Here is a 15598-nt window from a genome sequence, read left to right on the forward strand (position 1 = left end):
AGAGGGGAATAAAATGAGCAGATATACGCAAACTGATCGTCTCTCAATTATTGTGGGTGAACTCCGAAAAAAAGAATTTGTGTCGATAGAAGATTTGACTAAAGAACTGTTTGTGACGGAACGAACAATACGAAATGATGTAACAGCGCTCAATCACGAATTCGGCAAGACAGCCGAAATCCAATTAAATAAAGGACAGTATGCGATACATGTCTACCGCGATCAGGCTTACCGGAGCATTGCAGAAGCATTAACTAAAGATCAAAAAACATCGGACTCGCCTGAAAATAGAGCGAAACGTTTAATCGCACAGCTGCTGGCAGCTAGTGTTCCGATAACGATGGATGATCTATCTGAACAATTAAGCGTCAGCCGTTCAACATTGGTCAATGATTTGACACGATTGCGTGTGACTCTTGATTCCTATGAATTAGTAATTAAGGGAAAACCTAATCAAGGCATCCAATTGCAGGGATCAGAGTGGCATAAGCGGCTCTATATTTTGCAAAACAATGATCATGTACTCGATCAGCCATTGGACAATAAAATGCATGATTTGGTTCGCCAATTCGCCGTCACGTTTTCGCTTGCGGAAACAACGGAACGTGAATTTGCCCGGTATGTCAGTATTGTCCTCCGGCGCTCGGCTCAGAATCCGTTGATACAGAACAGTGATGATTTTGATCAATCCTACATTGTGAAAACAAAAGAATATGAAAGAGTAAATACGCTGGCAGATCAGCTGGAGAAACGCTCCGGCAGTCTTTCCGCCGCGGAACGGGCTTTTCTAACGATTCCGGTATTGGGCAGGCGTTCGCCGGTACATCTTCCGACGGCCACGGCGGCTCCATTGCCTGAATCAATTTTGCAGCTTATCAAAGATATTGAGCAGCGCGTAAAAGAACAACTGAATATGGAAGTCAGCTTTAATAAGATCACCAAAGAGCTAGGCTATCATCTTATGTTCATGCTGAATCGATTAGTTTTCGGTGTGAGCATCCGGAACTCTCTGATGAATGAGGTTCATGAGAAATATCCGCTTGCTTGTGAGATTGCCGCCATTGCCCATGAAGTAATTGATGAACGTTATCAGATTCAAGTGACGGATGAGGAACTCAGTTATCTTGCCTATTATTTCGGCATTGTAATCACAGAGAATCAGGAGCATCTACGCAGGCTTAAGCGTGTTGCGATTGTCTGCGATACGGGAAGAGGATCAGCACGCATCATAGCGATGCAGTTGAACAAAATCTTGCCTGACCATGTGGAAAAAGAACTCTTTTCGTCTATAGCAGTCACCAAGGACTTGCTCGAACACTTTGATATGATCTTTTCCACAGTCCCTTTGCCAAGTACGGTGCAGACACCGGTTATTGAAGTAAACGATATCTTTGATGAGCGGGAACTTGCGCAAGAAATTAAGAAACGCTGTGCGCTGGACAAATTGCAGATCAAGGGTAATCAAACCACAACATCGATCATCAATCGTTTACTGAATGACGATCAATTCTATGTTCTGTCCGATCAGAAATCCTATAGCGAGAATCTGGTATTTATGATTAACCACCTAATGAAAAAGCAACTCGTTGATTCTGGATTCAAGGCGCGGCTCTTGAAAAGAGAGAAAATGAGAGCATCCATTTTTGACCAAGGCATTGCCTTCCCTCATACGATTAATCTGGGAAGTGCGGAGATCGTGCTTTCCGTAGGCATCTATCCGACCAAACAAAAAATCGGAGAAAATGAGATTCGTATGATTTTTCTTTTAGGTATACCGGAAAGCCGGCACAATGAAACCTTACTCGTTCAGTTGTACGAAGAAATGATAGCGCTTGCGAAAAATCAAAACTTGCTCGATAAAGCTTCTGAAGAGACAACATGCTCAGAGATCAGAAGACTGATTAAAAAAAGTCTACAGCAGCAACATCAACCATATTGAGGGAGTGAAGCCCTATGTTTTACTTTACTTTGATGATTTTTATCGGTGGGGCCTTCCTATTGCAAATTTTCCTCGGTTACTTTCAAATCAAGCATTTTTCTAATGTATTTGTGGAGATGCGCCGAAAAGGGAAGGTAGCAATTGGACGAAAAAAGGGACATTTCAAGTCCGGAACGATTGTCTTTTTCACCGTTGAGCCTGACGGCAACATAGTAGATGCGCGGAAGATGCAGGGAGTTACTATACTAGCCCGCTTTCATGAAATGAATGAGTTTCTTCATGAGAATATTCAGCGATTGCCTGATATGAAAATAAAGCGGTGCAACAAATTGCTCCAGAAAGCTATTGCTGATAGTGTGCATAATTACACGGTTGTCGCAAATGGCGGGGTAATCAAAGAGTCTCCGAGAACTCCAGTGGCAGGCGCATCATTAATGATTAAGAGCTTATTTCAGAAAGTACGAAAATCAAATAATCAGGGGTGAGTAAAATGGATCTGTTAGTAGGTGCTGCAAAGGGATTTATCTATCTTTTTCAAATGGGCGGCAAGACGTTTATTTCGTGGATGACGAGCATCGTACCGCTTGTACTCATGCTATTGGTTGCGATGAACGCTTTAATCGGTTTAATTGGTGCTGATCGAATTAACAAGCTGGCGGCCAAATCCGCAAGCAATCCGCTCCTTCGGTACATGGTTCTGCCTTTTCTCGGCGCATTTATGCTGGCCAATCCAATGGTGCATTCGCTCGGACGGTTTATGCCTGAATACTACAAGCCAAGTTACTTTGCATCCGCAGCTTATTTCTGCCATACAAGCAACGGTGTATTTCCGCATATTAATGCGGCCGAACTCTTTATCTGGCTTGGTATCGCCCAAGGAGTTCAGCAACTGGGATTGGACACTACTCCTCTTGCAATCCGATACTTGCTTGTCGGACTCGTCGCCAATTTCTTCTGCGGATGGATTACCGATTTCATGACAGGCTGGGTATCGAAACAGCAAAATGTGACATTAAGTAAAACAGCAGATCTAAAAAATAGTTGAGAGGGTGAACAGCATGTTCAAATCAGCTCGAGTTGTCAAAGGTAGCGGCGGATATGGCGGACCGCTAACGATTACACCGACCGAAGGAAAAGATAAAATTGTCTATATTGTCGGGGGCGGCAATAAACCCGCGATTGTTGATAAGCTTGCTGAAATTACCGGTGGGGTTCCTGTTAATGGGTTTAAAACCAGTGTACCTGACGAAGAGGCTGCCGTCGTCATTGTTGATTGCGGCGGAACGCTTCGATGCGGGATTTATCCGAAAAAAGGAATCCCGACGATAAATGTCATGCCAACCGGTAAAAGCGGTCCGTTAGCTCAATATATTAATGAGCATATCTATGTGTCCAATGTTGGTGTTGATCAAATTTCTGCATGGGAAGGTGCAGTCGATTCTTCAGAAGCAAGTGAAGCGTCACCATCAGATACGCAGAAAACCTATAAATACAGTTCAGATAAGAAAATTTCCGAGACTTTAGCAGCGAGCGAACACCAAGATTTGTTTACGAAAATCGGACTTGGTGCAGGAAGAGTAGTCAGCACGCTCTACCAGGCAGGTCGTGACGCCGTTCAGACCATGATTAACACAATCCTCCCTTTTATGGCGTTTGTAGCGATGATCATTGGAATCATTCAGGGTTCCGGGATCGGAAATTGGTTTGGCAAAGTGATGTCTCCGCTTGCAGGCAACATATGGGGCTTGATGCTGATTGGATTCATTTGCTCGCTCCCATTCCTTTCACCGTTGCTTGGCCCCGGCGGAGTCATCGGGCAAGTTATCGGAACATTAATCGGTGTGGAAATTGGCAAAGGAAATATTCCACCGCAATTAGCATTGCCGGCACTTTTTGCGATTAATACACAAAATGCTTGTGACTTTGTTCCGGTCGGATTAGGTCTTGCTGAAGCGAAACCGGAAACAGTAGAGGTTGGCGTTCCGGCAGTACTCTATTCACGCTTCCTAACCGGTGTGCCGCGCGTTGTTCTTGCTTGGTTGTGCAGTTTCGGACTTTATGTCTAAAAAAAAGGTATTCGTGCATTGTGTTTAAGTATTAAAGGAGGGTGAAAAATGTTCGGTATGAAAAGAAAATCAGAGGATCGCACAGAGATCTATAAAACAGAGATTAAAAGTATCGGCAAACTGGCAAAAGAGTTTCTTCAAGAAAGAATGCTTATTTTGTTTGGCAACGAGGCACCTGAAGGATTAAAGGACTATTGCTTCGGCATCGATGTAGAGTCGGTACATGACAAAATTCAAACAGGTCAATATTTATCTATAGATGACAGCAAATTCAAAATTACGGCAGTCGGCCGCCTCGTTCAGAAAAATCTTGCGGATCTCGGTCATATCACAATGAGATTTGACGGCAGCACGAAGGCGGATCTGGCGGGCACACTATACCTTGAAAGCAAACCGATCCCAGACATTGGCATTGGAACGCAAATTGCCATTGTTGGGTAACTGATGAAAAGAGAGGGTCGCCCGAGCCGAGTTCATGCACGAAAACTGAACTTCAATGCACGAAAAGTAGGGATCAATGCATGAAAATCAAGTGTCAATGCACGAATCCGCCAGCCCAATGCATAAATAAGAGCTCGAGCCGAGTTCATGCACGAAAACTGAACTTCAATGCATGAAAAGTAGGGTTCAATGCACGAAAATCAAGCGCCAATGCATAAATAAGGGCTCGAGCCGAGTTCATGCATGAAAACTGAACTTCAATGCATGAAAAGTAGGGTCCAATGCACGAAAATCAAGCGCCAATGCACAAATCCGCCAGCTCAATGCATAAATAAGAGTTCGAGCCGAGTTCATGCACGAAAACTGAACTTCAATGCATGAAAAGTAGGGTTCAATGCATGAAAATTCAGCGCCAATGCATGAACCCGCCAGCTCAATGCATAAATAAGGGCTCGAGCCGAGTTCATGCACGAAAACTGAACTTCAATGCACGAAAAGTAGGGTTCAATGCATGAAAATTCAGCGCCAATGCATGAACCCGCCAGCTCAATGCATAAATAAGAGCCCGGGCCGAGTTCATGCATGAAACCTGAACTTCAATGCACGAAAAGTAGGGTCCAATGCATGAAAATCAAGAGTCAATGCACAAATCCACCAACTCAATGCATAAATAAGAGCTCGAGCCGAGTTCATGCATGAAAACTGAACTTCAATGCATGAAAATCAAGTGTCAATGCACGAACCTGTCAGCTCAATGCATAAATAAAAGGTTGATAAAAATTAAAGAGGATGTCTCATAGTCAAAAAATCGACTTTTGAGACATCCTCTTTTCATTTAAGCCATCTTTTGGGACAGCCTCTTTATTTGCTTTTTTAGGTAAGCTTAACGTGCTGAAAAATGCATTTCGGCAGCAGCAAGCAGCATAGGCTTCTCATGAACCCGATTGACGACTTCAAGCGCTGAACGGCAGATGCTGTGAACACGCCGATTAAGCAGGTACTGATCACGAAACCTTAACTGCAGATTGCACAAAAAAAGTGATCAGAAAGTAGGCGAAAACATCAGTTTTTAGAAGCATTCCTTCGGCACCCAGCCGACCGATCCGTCTTTTTTGACGAGCGTATAGCCCGCACATGTATCGTTGATGACGGCAACCCGATCATGTTCCGCAACCGTCAATCCGCTCGCACTGACATCGTCGTCCGCGAAAAGCGCTGCTCCCTTTTTCACCAAGAACTCATTTTTGAGCCATTGCTTGAGTCCCAGATTCACATTTTCACAGAGACTGAAATATTTTCCCTGTTTAAGCAGTCTTATCTCATAGTTCGGATAGTTCAGCGTGCCAATGAAATCCGTCGGAGCAGTATAAGCTTTTCGAACGGTTGCAGTCTGATGAAAATGATCCGCATAGGTGTAGGTGATCCGATCACCTTGCGGATGGCGTTCAATGATCAGGGCATTCAGCTGTCCGTCGAAACGCACCTGATTACCGCCGTCGATGCAAATCATCCGCTTATCGGGATCAATGATCGGATTGTGGCAAGTGACGGATTCGGCGCGATAATTGACGACCGGCCAGTGTCCGACGACCACAGTCTTCGCGCATTGATGCTTGCGTGTATAGAAATGAGGGAGCGCAGTGGCTGATCGGTGGCTCGTCTCTCGCCAATCCTTAATGTCGTCGATCCCCGCGTGAATAAACAAATAATGATCGGCTTCCAGAGCGGTCGGCAAGGAAAACAGCCAGTCTATTTCCTCACCACAGTTGCAATGGTAAAAATTCGCCAACTCTGTGACCGAATTAAAATCGGCATAGGTCCGTCCGTGTTCCTGCAGCCATTCATTCATGATCGAATGCGGATTTCGTTCCAGATGACCAAAGAATGTCGGATCATGATCGAAGGCATGATGAATCAGCCGGTCGCAGTTTCCTTCGGTTATATAGGCATTGGTATTTTCCTCGGTCAGTCTTCTGGCAAAGCGGATTACGCCCAAGCTGTTAGGACCTCGTTCGCACAAATCGCCATTGATGATCAGCGTATCTTCCGTACTATAATGAACTTTTTCAAGCAGTTCCTGAAAAAGACTCAAATCGCCGTGAATGTCGGAAATGACGATGACCCGTCCGGTTTCCGGGAACGTGATATTTTGAATGTGAAGCATAGGAAATCTCCTTCTGCAAAATGGCCGAGCAGCTCTATGGATAAAAGTTCTTCTTAATAGCTTATATTATAGCTTAATTGATGAGTTGAGGTATGGATAAACGTTCTGTAAAGAACCCCTGCCGTTTTCCATGTTCGTGGGAAGAAGGCAGGGGTTTACGGACTTGCAATGGTTAAGCTAAATTGGTTGTCATGAACCCAAAACGGATTGCATGTTTGATCTCATCTGAAAATGCACGTAATAAAATGTTTCGAACCGTCGGGTCTGACTGTGTTAAATAGAGATTCCGATATGTCTCGTAATCTTCCAGCTCATCACGATAAGCAATGCGCAAGCCTTCCGAAAAGGATTGAAACTGGACCGGCGTGATTTGATAGACCGGCTGATTGCCAGTCAACTGAACGTAAAGCCAACTGAATAATTGAAAATGATCGTGTTCATCTTGACGAATCCTAAGGATATCTGCCTTCATTTGCTCGTTTGGTGCTGCTTCAGCCAAACGTCCATAGAAATCGACAGCCGTTGCCTCACCTTTCACGGCATCGAGAACGGCAGAAGTAAATGTAGAAGAGGTGCTGCCTTGGCCGATCTGTCGGTACTGCTGATCATCGTAAAACACGAATAGTCACCACCTATTTTTTTCTCGTTATAGGCTATGGTTATTTTAGATTTATGTGAGTACCCAAGGTGAGTTGTATCTCATTCTTTTTGAATACCTTTAAAAAAGGTAATGCATAAATCGGAAATTATATGCTTTTTTTCTTAAACAACATCATGGCGAGAATTAGCGTACTCAGGATCAGGGCGCAGGTGCTCCAAGCGGTATTGAGTAACTGATCAAACGCTGCTTTGCCTGTCAATAAGGCAACGTTTTCTGAAACGAGCTTCAAAGGATTAAACGGATCCATTCTGAAAATAGCTTGGCAGATGAGTAGAATCCCCAGCCCGGCAGCGGTTACAAGAAGTCCACCGAATGCTCCTCGCGTGACGACACTTGCCAGTAGGAGAAATGCGAGAAGAAAGGCACCGAATAACCAGAGGCAGAAAAGCGAGAAAAACAAATGGCTGACAGAAATGGTTTGAAAAAAATACAGCGTGTAGCCGTAATTGATCAGAGTGGCAAGTGCGTAGCTTAATGTCCACAAAGTCAAAGCGGAAGCATATTTGGCAAGGATGACCGCATGGCGGGACAGTCCTTTTGACAGCGGGATGATTAATGTCCCTTTGGCAAGATCTTGAGACAGCAAACCACCAAAGACAAGAAGCAATACGACTGTGCCCATCTGCGAGAAATTTTTGAAAAACTGAGTAAAAGCATCGATGAATGTGGGTTCCGGAATCTTGAGAACCATTCCCTCAACGCCAACATTTGCAAGAATGTCGGGCATCATTTTGGCAGTCAGAGGACTCATCATACCGAAAATAGCGGTCACTGAAAACAAAATAAGGACTCTGTAATTTCGAATCGCTTCAAGCAGTTCTTTTTTGAAAAATGCAGTGAATCCATTCATTTGATCACATCCAAGAAGACATTTTCGAGCGTCGGTTCAAGAAGTTGATAATTCGTAATCGGTATTTGCTCATCAGAGAGCAGGTCAATAATTTTGAGCCCGTTCTTTTGTGGATCATGCAACTGCACCGTTACCGCACATTGACTGGTTTCAACAGATTGAATAAAGGAGAGCGTGCGCAGGTGTTCAAACAGACGCCTGGCCTGTACTTCATCGATGGTTTCAATGCGTACGGCTTCTTTCCGGTACGTATTTTTAACCTCGGACAGCTTCCCATGCAGAGCGAGCGTACCTTCATGCAACAGCCCGATCGAGTCGCAAATACGTTCCACGTCAGATAGGATATGTGTTGAAAAGATGACTGTTGTCTGATCGGCGGCAACAGACAAAAGGTCAAGAATTTCTTTCCTTCCTTGTGGATCGAGCGCCGATGTTGCTTCGTCGCAAATTAACAATTTCGGTGTGTTCAATAATGCTTGTGCAATCCCAAGCCGCTGCTTCATGCCCCTTGAAAAGCTGTGGATTTCCCGCTTGATTCCGTCAAGACCGACCAACGGCAGCAGCTCCTGTACACGCTCATGGATCTGAAGCTTTTTAAGACCGGTGATCCGGCCACACATAACTAAGTATTCTTTAGCAGTCATATATCCATAAAACTCAGGTACATCAGGCAGGTATCCGATAAAACGGTTGGTTGCCGTATTTCCGTAGGCAACGTTCTCTCCGCAAACAAGAATCTTTCCGCTGGTTGGTTTAAGGAAGCCCATGATCATCTTCATTGCCGTCGTTTTTCCCGCACCGTTTTTTCCGATCAGACCGAAAATAGAGTGCTCAGGAACAGTGAAGTTGAGATCGTTCAGGACGAGATGCTTGCCAAAATTTTTACTGATGTGGCGCATTTCTAAGATGTTCATGAATCTTCGCCTCTGCCGATTGCAAAATAGATGATTGGACCGATGATTTGAACAAAAAGGACAATAGCGATCCAAATGAATCGATTTGCGAATCTGAATGATCGGTGCCGGAAAATATGAATCAGTGCAGTGAGGGCAAGAATGAGTTCGAGAGCAATAATCGGAATCAGGAACGGCAGGTAGTCTTGAATCATTACATTCACTCCAATCGTAACGCTAATTTTTGAACGTCCTGTTTATCGAGAGAGCAGGATGGTGATGAGGATGATCCCAACTAGGACAATCCACGCAATCGGACGAGCCATATTGACCGTGAATCCAATTCCGACTCGTTTTTCCACAAAAATCGAGGGATCGGAGCGATTAAAATAGAAGATGCCCCAAATCCACTTGCCGTCGTCATCAAGGATCGGCCCCGATACATGTTTGCTGCGAACAAAGCGTATATAGAGCCAAATCATCGTAATCAAAAATCCCAAATTAACAAGTGATAGAATTGCAAACCACAGCGGACTGATCGGCGTGATAAAGCTGAGAACAACCAGAAAGAACAGAATCTCTGATAACAGACAAAAAATGATCAGCAAAAGAGTCATCATTTTTCGATACTGCGCATAACCCGGAGTAGCATTTGGATTTCCTTTAACTGACGCGGGTGCGCGCCGAGTAAAGAGAACAAGAGCGCCGAGCATCAGCTCCAATGCCACCGGTGACAGTACGGTATGCCATGATTTTGGTGCCCATCGGTCGGGTCCGCTGATTCCGAAATGCGTCGGAATTGAGTCAGCCATGTACGGATAACCGAACCACACGACAGCGAGGGTGGCAACGAAGACCGGAACCAAGAGAAGAACCCATTTGAGAGACAATACGGTTTCTCGGTCGCTTTTGCCCAGGTCAACAACAATCTTTTTTGTAGTTAGTTGGGCATCCGGAGCCATACTCTGCTTCAATTTTCGAGTCTGCCGGTTGGCAAGAACAAAGAGAAACGAATCGATTACAATGAGAGCGAGCATAACCATGCTAAATCCAAAGAGCCACTTTTCATCGGTTAGGATAAATGAGAGAAAAAGAAGAATAACGAACAGCGCAAGGTCAGTACCGGCAGATCTAACTAGGTAGCGGCGACGAATCGATGCTGCCTGAGCATCTCTCCAGATTGAAGGATTGGCAAAAACGATACCAAACAGAACATTCTTTCTTGAAAACCAAGGCTGCATAATCATGAGACACGCGACAAGGACATAGGTGCATATAAGAATGAGGATGTTTTCGTTCACGATTCATTACCCTCCAGTTCGTCATACATGTGATCAATCATTTGATGCAGCACGGCTCGATCAACGCGGCGTGTAACCGCCTCAGAGACAAGTGTTTTCAACGGATCACCGCAGTTTTCCAGAAACTCAGCCGCATTTTGTGCTGCATCTCCGGCTTTGATAAAGGTTCCGCGCCGCCGCTGAATTTCAATAAACCCTTCGCTTTGAAGTAATTGGTAGGCTTTATTGACGGTATGAAGATTGACACCGATTTCTGCTCCTAGAGTACGGACAGAAGGCAGTGGATCACCGTCGTTCAAATTACCGGAAGCGATTCCGTTGACAATTCCATTGCGTATTTGCATATAAATCGGCTGGTCAGAACCGAAATCGATCGAAAGGAGCATCAGTAATCGCCTCTTGTTCTATCTGTTATATATTAAGTATAACAATAAAGATGTCATTCGTCTATGAAATCATTTATTTTCAGAAAGTATGCTCCCAAAGAAAGATGATCCCTTGATTCAAGTAAATAAATCAGCATCCGGATTTTGAAATGCCTCTCTAATCGAGCATAAGGTGATTTAAACGAATAGGAAAAACGTGACACACGTAAAGTACAGCAAGTTTTGCTCATCTTTTAAACAAAATTTTAGACAAAATTTTAGACAAAAATAAATAAGGCTATGCCCGTGCTCAGTCAAGAGCATCGCATGCCTTATTTTTCTAGGAGGTCCTGATGAGTCTGTTCATAATGATCGCCCCAGTGCTTCATCTCTTGAATAATCGGTTTCAAGGTTTCCCCAAACGCAGTGAGCGAGTACTCTGTTTTTGGTGGAACAACTGGAAATACTTCTCGATGAATGACACCGTCTTTTTCTAATTCGCGAAGCTGAAGCGTTAACATACGCTGACTCACACCCGGCATGAGACGGCGCATCTCGTTAAATCGTCTTGTTTTCGTCATTATATGATAAAGGATGACGCCTTTCCATTTCCCGCCGATGATATCAAGGGTTGTTTCAACAGGGCAATGTTTGCAGGCGTATCCTGCTTTTCGATTCCGCATTAATAAGCCTCCTAGGTTACATTCTTGTTTCTACGTCACGACATTGTGCGTTCTACCCGATCCGCTTTAGTGCCATTATACTATAAGTGTAATCGAAATGAGGATGGGAGAGATTTGATGAAAGCATTCGGCACATTTGAAACAACAGATATTTCAAATTCAAACAGTATTGTTCCTATAGAGATTCCTGTTCAACAGCCGACAGGGCATGATCTTCTTGTTCAGGTAAAGGCTGTATCTGTTAATCCGGTTGACACGAAAGTGCGAAATGCGCAGAACGGACGAACGAACGGCGCACGGATCGTCGGCTATGATGCGAGTGGCATCGTAGTGGCAGTGGGGGAAAAGGTGACCCTGTTCAAACCGGGTGATGAAGTCTATTACGCAGGGGATGTTACGCGAAAAGGAACGAATATCGACCAGCATCTAGTTGACGAACGAATTGTTGCACATAAGCCGGAAACGTTGGATTTTCTGACTGCAGCAGGGATACCTTTGACAAGTATTACTGCTTATGAAGCTCTATTTGCTCGGTTGCCGTTTAGCGCCGAACATCATGAGGAAAATATTGGAAAACGGTTGCTCATTATAAATGGTGCTGGCGGCGTCGGATCGATTGCCATTCAGCTTGCCAAATGGGCTGGCCTTCATGTCATTGCTACGGCGTCACGGCCGGAAACGATTAAGTGGGTAAAAGATCTTGGCACAGATGAGGTCATTAATCACAGACAATCCTTTAAAGATGAATTTGAGAAGCTTCCGTTTGATACGGTTGATGCCATTCTCTGCTTGAACGACACGAAGGGACATTGGCAGAACATGTATGACGTGATCAAACCGCAAGGCCATATCTGCTCCATTGTGGAAATCGGAGACGGCATTAATCTGGACTTGATTAAGCCTAAGAGTATCACGTTTAGCTGGGAATTCATGTTCACGCGTCCGATGTTTGAAACCGAGGACATGATTGAGCAGCATAATCTGCTTACAAAAGTTGCGAAATTGCTGGACAATGGTGTCCTTAAGCAGACCGTAACAAAGAAGCTGACACCGTTGAACGCAGAAAATCTGCGCGAAGCACATCAATTGGTTGAAAGTGGCAAGATGATCGGAAAAATTGTTGTTGGCGAAAATTAAAGAGATGAATGAACTGCCTTCGGGAACGACTCTTTAAAGAGAAGAACAAATCAGAGCAAAGCAAAGAAACGAATTAATTAAGATGAGAATAAGAATGTCGCGGGAAATCAGCCGCGGCATTTTTTTTGTACCATACGGAGCGTAGTTGACTGTATAGCTGCTATACACTGTAAAATGAGCACGGACTAATTTTGTGTGATTCATGAATTACAAAAAAGGAGTGAGTTCGTGTGGTTGAGAAAGAAGCAAAAATTACGGATATGCGGTCGGCTTTGGAGCTGTTAAAGTCGGTGTCCGGTCAGCTCATTGAAACGGATGAACCAGTTGATCCGCAGGCGGAAATTTCCGGTGTCTACCGTCATGTAGGTGCGGGCGGAACCGTGATGCGTCCAACGAGAAAAGGACCTGCGATGATTTTTAATAATGTGAAAGGGCATCCGGATGCACGTGTCTTAATTGGCTTGCTAGCCAGCCGTGAACGTGTGGCGATGATGCTTGGAACGGAGCCGGAGCGCCTCGGTTTTCTACTCAATGAAGCAGTCAAGAATCCGATTCAGCCGGTTGTCATCAATGAAAAGCCGAAATGCCAAGAAGTCGTACATTATGCGGATGAGCCGGGATTCGATATTCGCAAGCTGATTCCGGCACCTACGAATACGGAAGAGGATGCCGGGCCGTACGTCACAATGGGGATGTGCTATGCGTCGGATTCGCAGACCGGAGATTCGGATGTCACGATTCATCGACTGTGTCTCCAAAGCAAGAATGAAATTTCAATGTACTTTGTTCCGGGTGCGCGCCACCTCGGTGTCTTTCGTGAAAAGGCGGAAAAAGAAGGGCGTCCGCTCCCAATTTCCATCAGCATCGGTGTCGATCCTGCAGTTGAAATCGGCGCTTGTTTCGAACCGCCGACCACTCCGCTTGGCTACAACGAGCTCAGTGTCGCTGGAGCGATCCGCAATCAGGCGGTGGAGCTTACTCCATGTCTCACGATTGATGAAAAAGCGATTGCCAATGCGGAATATGTGATTGAAGGCGAGCTGATTCCTGGAGCCTATGTGCGGGAGGATCAAAATACAAATACCGGTAAAGCGATGCCTGAATTTCCGGGCTATACGGGTCCGGCAGTCGCTCAAGTGCCGCTTATCAAAGTGAAGGCGGTCACGCATCGTAAGAATCCGATTATGCAAACCGTGATTGGGCCAAGCGAAGAGCATGTGAACATGGCCGGAATTCCGACCGAGGCGAGCATTCTGCAAATGGTAGAACGCGCAATGCCGGGCAAGGTGTTGAATGTGTACTGCCATCCATCAGGAGGCGGCAAATACATGGCGATTCTGCAATTTAAAAAAACACAGCCGAGCGATGAAGGACGTCAGCGTCAAGCGGCACTTCTGACCTTTGCCGCGTTTTCTGAAATGAAGCATGTCATGCTCGTGGACGAGGATGTCGACATATTTGATACGAGCGATGTACTTTGGGCGATGAACACGCGTTATCAGGGAGATGTCGATACCATTTTTATTCCAGGTGTCCGCTGTCATCCGCTCGATCCGACTCAGAATCCGGAATACAATCCGTACATTCGTGATAAAGGCATCTCCTGCAAGACCATTTTTGATTGCACAGTTCCTTATCATTTGAAGAATAAATTTCAACGCGCTAAATTCATGGATGTTGACCCAAGTCGATTCGCACCGGAGCTGTTCAAATGATCCGGTTGACGAAAAAGTCGGGACGCATCACGATTGATTTAACTGCAATAAGAATGGGCCAGGATCTATGCGTGATGCTGACGGGTGGCGACCGGCCACATTTAGGCGTTGTGACGATCGCTGCCAAAGGTATGGATGCGCAAACACTCGCTTTCGGTACGCACAAGGAGCGTTTTGTGACCGAACCGATTGCCCAAGTGTTGAGCCAAAGGTTTAGCGGACATTTTGTGATCTGCTGCGGTATTCATGTGGATCAGATTACCAAACCGGAAATTGATCAGGTAAAAGTACTATCTATGGCGCTTGCCAATGACTTGTGCGTACAATTGAACGAACGGGGAGATGACCAATGAACATTATTGTTGGCGTGACCGGAGCGTCTGGCACCATTTTTGCGGTGAAGCTGCTTGAAGCCCTGCATCAGGCAGAAGATGTGACAACACATCTGATTATGAGTGACTGGGCAAAAAATAACTTGGAGATCGAGACCGACTACGCATTTAATGAAGTAAAAAAGTTGGCGGATGAGCTCTATGACAATCGGAATCTTGGCGCACGAACCTCAAGCGGCTCGTTTCTAACCGACGGCATGGTCATTGTTCCATGCAGTATGAAAACTCTGAGCGCAGTTGCCAATGGTTATGAAGACAGTTTGATCACGCGCACAGCCGAAGTTATGATTAAGGAAAATCGCAAGCTGATTCTCTGTCCTCGCGAATCACCGCTCAGCGCAATTCATTTGGAAAACATGCTGAAACTTGCGCGGCTCGGCGTGCGCATCGTGCCGCCAATGCCCGCCTTTTACAATCATCCGAAAACATTGGACGATATGGTCAACCATCATGTGATGAAAATTCTCGATCAATTGGGCATCCCAAATGCGCGATCCCGACGCTGGAACGGATAAAAACAATAGAGAACAGGAGCTTCTTATTGAGAGAAACTCCTGTTTTTCGCATACGAACTATGAAAAGAAAAAATGAGAGCGAACGGCGGGGAAGTTCAACCTAAGATCGGAAAAGTAAAACCGAACGAGTCGAAAGTTTAACCTAAGATTAGAAAAGTAAAACCGAACATGAGAAGTTCAACCTAATAAGCGAAAAGTTGAACCGAACGAGTCGAAAGTTCAACCTAAGATTGGAAAAGTAGAACCGAACATGAGAAGTTCAACCTAATAAGCGAAAAGTTAATCCGAACGGGTCGAAAGTTCAACCTAAGACCGGAAAAGTAAAACCGAACATGAGAAGTTGAACCTAATAAGCGAAAAGTTAATCCGAACGAGTCGAAAGTTCAACCTAAGATTGGAAAAGTAGAACCGAACATGAGAAGTTCAACCTAAGAACGGAAAAGTAAAACCGAACGAGTCGAAAATTCAACCTAAGG

Annotated in this window: 17 protein-coding genes; 9 read left to right on the forward strand and 8 right to left on the reverse strand. The window is 45.0% G+C overall.

The annotated features are described in order from the left end of the window. Positions 1–13 precede the first annotated feature (13 nt). The 5 genes from AC6F33_RS02160 to AC6F33_RS02180 are packed head-to-tail and all read left to right on the forward strand — an operon-like array spanning position 14 to position 4446. On the forward strand, positions 14–1939 hold the full coding sequence (locus AC6F33_RS02160; RefSeq protein ID WP_255748298.1) for a BglG family transcription antiterminator: 1926 nt from the start codon (positions 14–16) through the stop codon (positions 1937–1939). 14 nt (positions 1940–1953) lie between these two features. Then, positions 1954–2424: a transcriptional regulator GutM gene (locus AC6F33_RS02165; protein ID WP_500777616.1), complete on the forward strand. Its 471-nt coding sequence runs from the start codon at positions 1954–1956 to the stop codon at positions 2422–2424. A gap of 5 nt (positions 2425–2429) precedes the next feature. After that, positions 2430–2984, forward strand: coding sequence for a PTS glucitol/sorbitol transporter subunit IIC (gene srlA / locus AC6F33_RS02170; protein WP_255748300.1), 555 nt, complete (start codon positions 2430–2432; stop codon positions 2982–2984). 13 nt (positions 2985–2997) lie between these two features. Next, a complete protein-coding gene (gene srlE / locus AC6F33_RS02175) occupies positions 2998–4005 on the forward strand; it encodes a PTS glucitol/sorbitol transporter subunit IIB (RefSeq protein WP_255748301.1) in 1008 nt (335 codons plus the stop codon). A gap of 48 nt (positions 4006–4053) precedes the next feature. Beyond that, a complete protein-coding gene (locus AC6F33_RS02180) occupies positions 4054–4446 on the forward strand; it encodes a PTS glucitol/sorbitol transporter subunit IIA (protein ID WP_255748302.1) in 393 nt (130 codons plus the stop codon). 1069 nt (positions 4447–5515) lie between these two features. On the opposite strand, the gene AC6F33_RS02185 is transcribed toward AC6F33_RS02180, so the two are convergent. From AC6F33_RS02185 to AC6F33_RS02220, 8 genes are all read right to left on the reverse strand, one after another. Beyond that, complete coding sequence (locus AC6F33_RS02185; RefSeq protein WP_255748303.1) at positions 5516–6610, reverse strand: metallophosphoesterase; 1095 nt, start codon at positions 6608–6610, stop codon at positions 5516–5518. 172 nt (positions 6611–6782) lie between these two features. After that, a complete protein-coding gene (locus AC6F33_RS02190; RefSeq protein ID WP_255748304.1) occupies positions 6783–7229 on the reverse strand; it encodes a ferritin family protein in 447 nt (148 codons plus the stop codon). A 127-nt stretch (positions 7230–7356) separates the two neighbouring features. After that, a complete protein-coding gene (locus AC6F33_RS02195; RefSeq protein WP_255748305.1) occupies positions 7357–8121 on the reverse strand; it encodes an ABC transporter permease subunit in 765 nt (254 codons plus the stop codon). Then, positions 8118–9035 carry an ABC transporter ATP-binding protein gene (locus tag AC6F33_RS02200; protein WP_255748306.1) on the reverse strand — a complete coding sequence of 306 codons (918 nt, stop codon included), beginning with the start codon at positions 9033–9035 and terminating at the stop codon, positions 8118–8120. The genes AC6F33_RS02195 and AC6F33_RS02200 overlap by 4 nt, the downstream gene beginning before the upstream one ends. Beyond that, the gene (locus tag AC6F33_RS02205; RefSeq protein WP_255748307.1) at positions 9032–9229 is read right to left on the reverse strand and encodes a PLDc N-terminal domain-containing protein; all 198 of its coding nucleotides are present in this window, start codon (positions 9227–9229) and stop codon (positions 9032–9034) included. The genes AC6F33_RS02200 and AC6F33_RS02205 overlap by 4 nt, the downstream gene beginning before the upstream one ends. Before the next feature lie 42 nt (positions 9230–9271). After that, positions 9272–10315, reverse strand: a complete 1044-nt coding sequence (locus AC6F33_RS02210) for a DUF5808 domain-containing protein (RefSeq protein WP_500777617.1) — start codon at positions 10313–10315, stop codon at positions 9272–9274. Further along, positions 10312–10701, reverse strand: coding sequence for a GntR family transcriptional regulator (locus AC6F33_RS02215; RefSeq protein WP_255748309.1), 390 nt, complete (start codon positions 10699–10701; stop codon positions 10312–10314). The genes AC6F33_RS02210 and AC6F33_RS02215 overlap by 4 nt, the downstream gene beginning before the upstream one ends. 311 nt (positions 10702–11012) lie before the next feature. Next, on the reverse strand, positions 11013–11363 hold the full coding sequence (locus tag AC6F33_RS02220; RefSeq protein WP_500777618.1) for a winged helix-turn-helix transcriptional regulator: 351 nt from the start codon (positions 11361–11363) through the stop codon (positions 11013–11015). 117 nt (positions 11364–11480) lie between these two features. Between AC6F33_RS02220 and AC6F33_RS02225 the strand changes: the two genes are divergently transcribed. The 4 genes from AC6F33_RS02225 to AC6F33_RS02240 all read left to right on the forward strand — a co-directional run bounded on the left by AC6F33_RS02225 (position 11481) and on the right by AC6F33_RS02240 (position 15122). Continuing rightward, positions 11481–12500: a zinc-binding alcohol dehydrogenase family protein gene (locus tag AC6F33_RS02225; protein WP_500777619.1), complete on the forward strand. Its 1020-nt coding sequence runs from the start codon at positions 11481–11483 to the stop codon at positions 12498–12500. A gap of 230 nt (positions 12501–12730) precedes the next feature. Then, entirely contained in the window at positions 12731–14215 is a 1485-nt protein-coding gene (locus AC6F33_RS02230) for a UbiD family decarboxylase (RefSeq protein WP_500777620.1), read from the forward strand. Next, positions 14212–14568 (forward strand): prenylated flavin chaperone LpdD, encoded by a 357-nt coding sequence (gene lpdD, locus AC6F33_RS02235; protein ID WP_480947999.1) that lies wholly within the window; start codon positions 14212–14214, stop codon positions 14566–14568. Before AC6F33_RS02230 ends, lpdD begins: the two co-directional genes overlap by 4 nt. After that, on the forward strand, positions 14565–15122 hold the full coding sequence (locus AC6F33_RS02240) for a UbiX family flavin prenyltransferase (RefSeq protein WP_500777621.1): 558 nt from the start codon (positions 14565–14567) through the stop codon (positions 15120–15122). The genes lpdD and AC6F33_RS02240 overlap by 4 nt, the downstream gene beginning before the upstream one ends. Positions 15123–15598: the final 476 nt, after the last annotated feature.

It is taken from the genome of Sporolactobacillus sp. BBK16-2, from assembly GCF_059878335.1.